This is a genomic window from Bradyrhizobium sp. P2_E8, assembly GCF_056403875.1.
Map to the genome: position 1 here is coordinate 1 of NZ_JBFUES010000259.1, position 8,132 is coordinate 8,132.

The window sequence follows — 8,132 nt, forward strand, 5'->3', positions numbered from 1 at the left end:
CGCGGAAGCCGCGCACGCCCGGTGCGGGCGGCAGCGGCGGCGGAGGTCCGATGTCCGGCGGGCGGCGCCCAGGCGCGCGCTCGCGTCCGGAAGGTGGAGGGGCCGGCGGCTCCGGCATCGCCGGCGGACCCGGCTGGCGCGGCGCGTCGAAACGGGGCGCGCGCGGCGGACGCTGGGCGTCACCCTGATCATCGACGTTGAAGGACGGGCGGTCGGCGCGCGGCGGCGTCGGCGCCGGACGGGTGCGCGGCGGAGCAGCGGGAGAGGCTGCGGCCGGGTTGCCCTCGGTGGCACGGGTGCTGGCCCGGCGGAAGGCATCGCCGCTGCCGCTGCTGCGGGTGCCGCCACCGGGGCGCGAGGCCTCGCGGGCACGCTGGGCGGCCTCCGATTCGACCTTGCGGACGGCCTCTTCCAGCGACAGCCGTTCGCGGGTGATCTCGGATTCGGAGAGCGGCGGCTGCACGCTGCGGAGCTGTGCGATCAGCGCCGTGCGCGCCCGCTCATAGAGCGCGCGACGGCTTTCGCCGGGAGCGTTGGGGTCCAGGGCGGCAATAGCGCGGGCGATCAGCGGATAGTAATCAGCCATTTCTACTCAACTATACGCGCCTCCCGGTAAGAGATCGTTAAGCCTCAAACGGATTTTGTACCAGGATAGTATCTTCGCGTTCGGGGCTGGTGGAAAGCAGCGCGACGGGGCACCCCACCAATTCCTCGATCCGGCGGACATATTTGATGGCCTGGGCCGGCAGGTCGGCCCAGGACCGTGCACTGGCGGTCGGCTCCTTCCAGCCCTCGATGGTCTCGTAGATCGGCTCGACCCGGGCCTGGGCGCCCTCGCCGGCCGGGAAGTGGTCGATCTCCTTGCCGTCGAGCTTGTAGCCGGTGCAGACCTCGATCGAATCGAAGCCGTCGAGGATGTCGAGCTTGGTCAGCGCGAGACCGTTGATGCCGCAGGTGCGGACCGCCTGGCGGACCAGCACGGCGTCGAACCAGCCGCAGCGGCGGGGCCGCCCAGTATTGGTGCCGAACTCGCGGCCACGCTCGCCGATCTTGCGGCCGATCGCGTTGTCCTGCTCGGTCGGGAACGGGCCCTGGCCGACGCGGGTCGTATAGGCCTTGCACAGGCCGAGCACGTAGCCGACCGCGCCGGGGCCGAGGCCCGAGCCGGTCGCGGCCTGCGCCGCCACCGTGTTGGACGAGGTGACGTAGGGATAGGTGCCGTGGTCGACGTCGAGCAGCGCGCCTTGCGCGCCCTCGAACAGCATGCGCTTGCCTTCGCGCCGCTTGATGTCCAGCAGCCGCCACACCGTCTCGGCATAGGGCAGAAGCTGCGGCGCCAGCGCGGTCAATTCCTTCAGGATATCCTTGCCGTCGAACTCCGGCAGATTGAGGCCGCGGCGCAAGGCGTTGTGGTGAGCCAAGAGGCGGTCGATCTTGTGCGGGAGGGTGTCGAGGTCGGCGAGGTCCATCAGGCGGATGGCGCGGCGGCCGACCTTGTCCTCGTAGGCAGGACCAATGCCGCGGCGCGTGGTGCCGATCGCGGTCGCCGCGTTGGAGGACTCGCGCAAGGCATCGAGCTCGCGGTGCAGCGGCAGGATCAGGGTGACGTTCTCGGCGACGCGCAGATTTTCCGGGGAGACGGCAACGCCCTGCGCGCGCAGCTTGGTGACCTCGTCGAGAAAGGCGGCGGGATCGAACACCACGCCGTTGCCGATCACCGACAGCTTGTGCTCACGCAGCACGCCCGAGGGCAGCAGCGCGAGCTTGTAGGTCTTGCCGTTGATCACCAGCGTGTGGCCGGCGTTATGGCCGCCCTGGAAACGGACGACGATGTCCGCCTGCTCCGACAACCAGTCGACGATCTTGCCCTTCCCTTCGTCGCCCCACTGGGCGCCGACGACGACAACATTGGCCATTCGCGGGTAATCCCTATTCAATCTGTCTCTAGGAGGCATGATCCTCGCGGAAAACCGGTGCCCACTTTTCCGGGATCATGCCTGCGCCAAGCCCTCTCTGCGGCCCAAGGCCGCTCGCACGCAAGGCAGCCAACCGGATAAAGGAAGCAGCCTCTCTAGGCAAGCAAGAACGGGGCTTTTTCGAGGTCGGGAAGGCACTCCAAGCCTTTGATATCCCCTTAAAATCCTGAAAGGTTGGCGGCCCGGCGGCAGCGGAATTGACACGCATCAACCGTTCCGGCCCGCGATTGCGCCAAGGATGGCTGTCACCTCCGCAGCTTACCCTTCCCGGGCCCCAAGGCCTCCATGCCGGATATGCCGTGACCAAGCCACCGAACAGCCAGACGAGCCAGTTCTGGCGCCTGCCGACGGATGCGCTCTGCACTGAGCTCGGCTGCACCTTGCAGGGCCTGACTGCGACCGAGGCCGCCGCACGCCTCGGCCGTTTCGGGCCGAACAGCGACGCGCCGCCGCGCATCGAGGGGGCCGCGCGTGCGATCCTGCGCCGGCTGCTGGAGCCGCTGTCGCTGATCCTGCTGGTCGCCGGCATCGTCTCGATGCTGACCGGTGACGACATCGGCGGGCTCATCATTGTCTTGATTCTCGTGCTCTCGATCGGGCTCGACACCATCCAGGAGGGCCATGCGGTCCGCGCCGCCGAGATCCTCCGCCGCTCGGTGGCGCTCAAGGCCGAGGTCAGGCGCGACGACGCCTTCCGCGAGATCGACGTCGACCACGTCGTTCCGGGCGACCTCCTGCGCGTCCGCGCCGGCGACATCATCCCGGCGGATGCGTTGATCCTGGAGAGCACCGCCTTCACGGCCGGAGAGGCCGCGCTCACCGGCGAGCCCTATCCGGTGCAGAAGCGCGCCGGCGCCGCCGCCGACCCCGACGACACGTCGAATGCACTATTCCGCGGCGCCGTGGCGCAAACGGGCGAGGCGGTCGCGCTCGTCGTCAGGACCGGCCGCGACACCGTGTTCGGCGCGGCGGCCTCCGCGCTTGCAGAGACGCAGGCCCCCTCCCCCTTCGAGCGCGATTTGCACGAATTTGGCCTCGTGATCGCGCGGGCCACGCTCGCGCTGGTGCTGGTCGTGCTCACCGTCCGCGTCGTGTTCGGCCGTCCCGTGCTCGATTCGCTGCTGTTCGCAGTCGCGCTCGCGGTCGGGCTCACGCCGGAGCTGCTGCCGATGATCACCACGGTGACGCTGTCGCGCGGCGCGCTGCGGATGGCCGGCCGCAAGGTGATCGTGAAGCGGCTGGCCGCGATCCACGATCTCGGCGCCATGACCGTCCTGTGCACCGACAAGACGGGCACGCTGACCTCGGCCGAGATCACTCTCGCTGGGAGCCTCGACGCCGAGGGCAAGGACGATGCCCGCGCTGCGCAGCTCGGCGCCATCGCGGCATCGCTCGGCGGCGATCGCGGCTCACTCGATGCCGCGCTCGTCGCCGGCCGGCCGGACGCCGCGCAGGGCTGGACCCTGGCCGGGAGGCAGGCCTTCGACTTCTCGCGCCGGCTGGGATCGGTGCTCGCGACCGGCCCCGAAGGCACGCTGCTCGTCGTCAAGGGTGCGCCGGAAGCCGTGCTCGCATTGTGCACGATGGACGAGAGCGCGCGCACTGCTGCGCTGGCACGCGTGCGTGAGCTCGCGAGCGAGGGCCTGCGCACCGTGGCGATCGCCTCGCGGGCGTGGAGCGGCGTGGTGCGCGAGGTCGAGACGGAGGACGAGACCGATCTCGCCTTCGAGGGCTTCTGCGCTTTCGCCGATCCGCCGAAGCCGACGGCCGCAGCCGCAATCGCGCGGCTCGCGGCAAACGGCGTGGGCCTGAAGATCCTCTCGGGCGACGACCCCGTGGTGGTGAAGCGGCTCGCGAGCCTGGTCGGGCTGAATCCCGCGCGCGTGCTGTCGGGGGCCGACGTTGCACGGCTCAGCGACGAAGCGCTCGCCGTGCAGGTGCGTTCCACTGACGCCTTCGGCCGCCTCGCGCCGGACCAGAAGTCGCGCATCGTGAAGGCGCTTCAGGCGGGCGGCGAAGTGGTCGGCTTCCTCGGCGACGGCATCAACGACGCACCGGCCCTGAAGGTTGCCGACGTCGGATTGTCGGTCGACGGCGCAACCGGCGTGGCGCAGGCCGCCGCCGACATGATCCTGCTCGCTTCGGATCTCGAGGTCGTCGCCGACGGCGTCGAGGAAGGACGGYGCACCTTCGCCAACATCATGAAATATGTCCGCATGGGCGCGAGCTCGAATTTCGGCAACATGCTGTCGATGGCGATCGCCTCGATGGTGCTGCCGTTCCTGCCGATGCTGCCGACGCAGATCCTGCTCAACAACCTGCTGTACGATCTCTCCGAGCTCGGCATTCCCTTCGACCGGGTCTCGCGCGCGGCCACCGCGCAGCCGCAGGTCTGGAGCATGACGCGGCTGGCGCGTTTCGCCGCGATCATGGGACCGCTGTCCTCGGTGTTCGACTTCCTGACCTTCGGCGCCCTCATCATGCTGTTTCACGCATCGCCCGGCGAGTTCCGCACCGCCTGGTTCATCGAATCCATGGCGACGCAGATCCTGGTGATCTTCGTCATCCGCACCAACGGCCGACCGTGGCGCAACTGGCCCGATCCAGTGCTGTCGGCCTCGTCGCTGATCGCCCTGCTGGTCGCGATGGTCGTGCCGTTCACGCCGGTCGGCACCTGGTTCGGCTTTGTCGCGCCGCCGCCGCTGATGATGGCCGGCATCGCGCTTCTAGTCGTTGTCTATCTCGCCTGCGCGGAGCTGTTGAAGCCGTTTGCGATCCGCGCGAGGCGGAATAGCCGATGATCTGTGACGGCAATATGTCAGACCGGCCCAGGGCCTTGGTTGTTTTCGCGCGGCCTGCTTGACGCATGTCAACGCGGCGTCTGCTTCGCGAGCCAAGGGTTGCGAAGCCGCAATCAGTCCGTGGAGACGACCATGCGCAGCTTCGACGCCATCGCCATCGGGTCCGGACTCGGCGGCCTCACCGCGGCGGCGCTGTTCGCGCGGGCCGGCCACAAGGTGTTGGTGCTCGAACGCAATCACAATTTCGGCGGTGCAGCCACGGTGTATCGTCATGGCCAGCTCGCGATCGAGGCGTCGCTGCACGAGATCGACGGCCTCGATGCCGGCGATCCCAAGCTGCCGATCCTGCGGGCACTCGGGATCGACCGCGACATGCCCTTCGTCGAGGTCGGCGCACTGCACGAGGTGCGCAGCCCCCTGTTCGAGCGCCCGTTTGTGATGCCGCGCGGGATCGATGCCGCGTCGGCCGCGGCGAAATCGCAATTTCCTGCGCAGGCCAAGGGCATCGCGCAGTATTTTGAACGTATCGACGCGGTGCGGCAGGCGGTTTCATTGATGAGCGAGCATCAGGACGACCGCAACTGGTGGCTCTGGAATGCACCGACCTTGCCATGGCGTTTGTGGCCACTGATCCGCGACCGCCATGCCACGTTGAGTGAAGTGCTCTGTCGTCTGTTCGGCGACAATGAGCCGGTGAAGCTCGCACTGGCCTCGAACCTCGTCTACTACACCGACGATCCGGACACGATGCCCTTCATCCCGTTCGCGATCCCGCAGGCCTCGTATCTCTCCGGCGGCGGCCACTATATACGCGGCGGTTCGCAAGTGCTGAGCGACCGCCTGGTCGCAATCATCCGCGACGCCGGCGGTGTGGCGGAGACGGGTCGCGAGGTCGAGACCATCCTGATGGACGGTGACCGCGTGCGCGGCGTGCGCCATCGCGCGGCGGGAACAGACGAGGCGAGCGAAGAGCTGGCCCCGATCGTGTTCGGCAATGCGGCCCCCTCGGTGCTGGYCGCGATGCTGCCGCAGGACAAGCGCGCCGCTTTCCAGGCGCCTTATCAGGACAAGCTGCCGTCGATCTCACTGTGGACCGTGTCGATCGGGTTGAGCCGCCCTTCCCGCAATTTCGGGGTGTCGCACTATTCGACCAGCATCCTGCCGGCCTGGCTCACCACGCTCTCCGGCGTTCGCGAGGCCGGCGCGCTTCTGGGCGAGGATTCGTCCGGTCGCCTTACGCCTTATGGTTTCGTCGCCTATGATCAGATCGATTCCGGGCTGAACGAGCATCCTCCTCATCTGGCCTCGCTCGTCGGCGTCGATCGGATCGAGAATTGGGCCGGCCTTTCCAGCGCCGCAAAAGGCGCTCGCAAGGAGCGCTGGATGGACCGCGTCATTGCCGATCTCGACCGGCACTTCCCCGGCATTGCCGGTGCGGTGACGCAGCGCGAGATGTCGACGGCAGAAACCTTTGCCCACTACCTCAACACGCCCGGCGGCTCAATCTACGGCTTTGCGCCGAATACGCGCGGCTTCAAGCCGATCGCCGCAACCGCGATCGGTGGCCTCTATCTCGCATCAGCCTTCACCCATGGTGGCGGTTTTACCGGAGCGATTCTCGGCGGGGGCTGGGCCGCGCGGGCCGCCATGCGTCCGGACGCGATGGCGCGCGATGCGTCGCGGCAGAATAAGGCCTGATGTTCCATTGTTACGACCGACGCATGGTCGCGATGCACCTCGCGCCATTGATATCGGGCGCATTTCCGTGTCTTTGAACGGGCCGGGCTACCAGCCGGCCCGGACGTCGCCGGGCCGGGGCCTCGGCGCATGACGCGGGGCCATAACAATCACAATGTCCGCCACCGACCAGACCACCAGCGCCGCGACGCCCGGCCACAACTGGATCGCCAACCAGCCCTACCTGCTGCTCAGCATCACCGCGCTGTGCTGGGCCGGCAACGCCATCGTCGGGCGGCTTGCCGCCGGCCACATCCCGCCGGTCACGCTGTCGTTCCTGCGCTGGCTCTTCGCGTTCCTCCTCGTGCTGCCATTCGCCTGGAAACATCTCGCGCAGGACTGGCCCGCGATCCGCAGCAAGCTCGGCCTGATGGTCACGCTCTCGATCACCGGCATCGGCGCCTTCAACACGCTGCAATACTGGGCGCTGGAGCATACCCAGGCGCTCAACACGCTGCTGCTCCAGTCGTCCGCGCCGCTGCTCGTGGCGCTGTGGTCGCTGGCGATCCTCGGCGTCCGGCTCACCGCGGCACAGGCCTTCGGCGTGCTGCTGTCGATGTGCGGCGTGCTGACGATCCTGCTGCATGGCGATTTCACCACGCTGTCGAACATCGAGTTCAACAAGGGCGACCTCATCTTCCTCCTCGCGCTGCTGATCTTCGCGCTCTATTCGGTGCTGAGCCTGAAGCGGCCGGCGATGCACGGCCTGTCGTTCCTCGCCTTCACCTTCGGTGCCGGCGCCGCCTGCCTCATTCCGCTGGAGATCTGGGAATTGTCCGCGCGGCCGGTGATGAAGCTCGACGGGCCGAACCTGCTCACGCTGTTCTATGTCGCGGTGTTCCCCTCGACGCTCGCCTATCTCTGCTTCAATCGCGGCGTGCGCCTGATCGGCGCCAACCGCGCCGCGCCGTTTTTCCACGTCGTGCCGGTGTTCGGCTCGATCATGGCGATGGTCTTCCTCGGCGAACGCCCGCAGGCGTTCCACTTCATCGGTTTTGCCCTGGTGCTGTCGGGCGTATTCGCGGCGTCAAGGAAGCAGGCGAGTTAGACTCCCCTCGTAAGCTCGTCGCGCAGTCTTCTGCGTTCAGGTGCTCGCCGATGGGTTCATCCATACGATTTCCCAGACATAGCCGTCCGGATCTTCAATGTGGCGGTTGTACATGAAGCCGAGATCCTGTGCCGGGTTGGGATCGGCGCGACCACCCGCCGCCACCGCGCGAGTTAGCGTTGCATCGACGGCGTCGCGGTCATCGACCGTGAGGGCGATCAAGACCTGACTGTCGCGGCGCGGGTCACCAATCGGACGTTTGGTGAATTGGCGATAATGATCGTGGGTCAGCAGCATCACGCCGATCGCGTCCGTGACCATGAGCGAGGTCGAATTCTCGCCCGAAAACTGAGGGTTCACCGTACCGCCGAGCGCGACATAGAACGCCGTCGATGCGGCGAGATCGCGCACGGGCAGGTTCAACAGAATCATCCTGGACATTGCTTTTCCTTCTTCAGCGGCGGAATGCCGCGCTCTTGCAAAGCTCTACTTGCGAAATTGCCAGCCGGCCTCGAGGCCGTTGCGGCACTTCGCCGTCAGCTGTTACCTTGAATGAATGAGACCCTAGAC

General features: G+C 67.3%; 5 protein-coding genes and 1 pseudogene. 3 read left to right on the forward strand and 3 right to left on the reverse strand.

The annotated features are described in order from the left end of the window. Both AC1D00_RS16420 and AC1D00_RS16425 read right to left on the reverse strand, forming a co-directional pair. Window positions 1-586, reverse strand: a pseudogene (locus AC1D00_RS16420) (hypothetical protein); the annotation flags it as partial. 37 nt (window positions 587-623) lie between these two features. Continuing rightward, on the reverse strand, window positions 624-1,916 hold the full coding sequence (locus AC1D00_RS16425; protein WP_027544922.1) for an adenylosuccinate synthase: 1,293 nt from the start codon (window positions 1,914-1,916) through the stop codon (window positions 624-626). A 359-nt stretch (window positions 1,917-2,275) separates the two neighbouring features. Here AC1D00_RS16425 and mgtA point away from each other — a divergent pair, with 359 nt between their 5' ends. From mgtA to AC1D00_RS16440, 3 genes are all read left to right on the forward strand, one after another. Next, complete coding sequence (gene mgtA, locus AC1D00_RS16430; RefSeq protein ID WP_477011401.1) at window positions 2,276-4,777, forward strand: magnesium-translocating P-type ATPase; 2,502 nt, start codon at window positions 2,276-2,278, stop codon at window positions 4,775-4,777. A 132-nt stretch (window positions 4,778-4,909) separates the two neighbouring features. Further along, the gene (locus AC1D00_RS16435; protein WP_477011402.1) at window positions 4,910-6,475 is read left to right on the forward strand and encodes a phytoene desaturase family protein; all 1,566 of its coding nucleotides are present in this window, start codon (window positions 4,910-4,912) and stop codon (window positions 6,473-6,475) included. A gap of 154 nt (window positions 6,476-6,629) precedes the next feature. Further along, on the forward strand, window positions 6,630-7,562 hold the full coding sequence (locus AC1D00_RS16440) for a DMT family transporter (RefSeq protein ID WP_404553206.1): 933 nt from the start codon (window positions 6,630-6,632) through the stop codon (window positions 7,560-7,562). A 36-nt stretch (window positions 7,563-7,598) separates the two neighbouring features. Here AC1D00_RS16440 and AC1D00_RS16445 read toward each other — a convergent pair whose 3' ends face one another. Then, the gene (locus tag AC1D00_RS16445; RefSeq protein ID WP_027544918.1) at window positions 7,599-8,003 is read right to left on the reverse strand and encodes a VOC family protein; all 405 of its coding nucleotides are present in this window, start codon (window positions 8,001-8,003) and stop codon (window positions 7,599-7,601) included. Between the last annotated feature and the right edge of the window lie 129 nt (window positions 8,004-8,132).

Bases quoted from the DNA above. Each gene is read 5' to 3' on its own strand.
- AC1D00_RS16440 (WP_404553206.1), top strand. From the start codon at position 6,630: ATGTCCGCCACCGACCAGACCACCAGCGCCGCGACGCCCGGCCACAAC.
- AC1D00_RS16425 (WP_027544922.1), bottom strand. From the start codon at position 1,916: ATGGCCAATGTTGTCGTCGTCGGCGCCCAGTGGGGCGACGAAGGGAAG.
- AC1D00_RS16445 (WP_027544918.1), bottom strand. From the start codon at position 8,003: ATGTCCAGGATGATTCTGTTGAACCTGCCCGTGCGCGATCTCGCCGCA.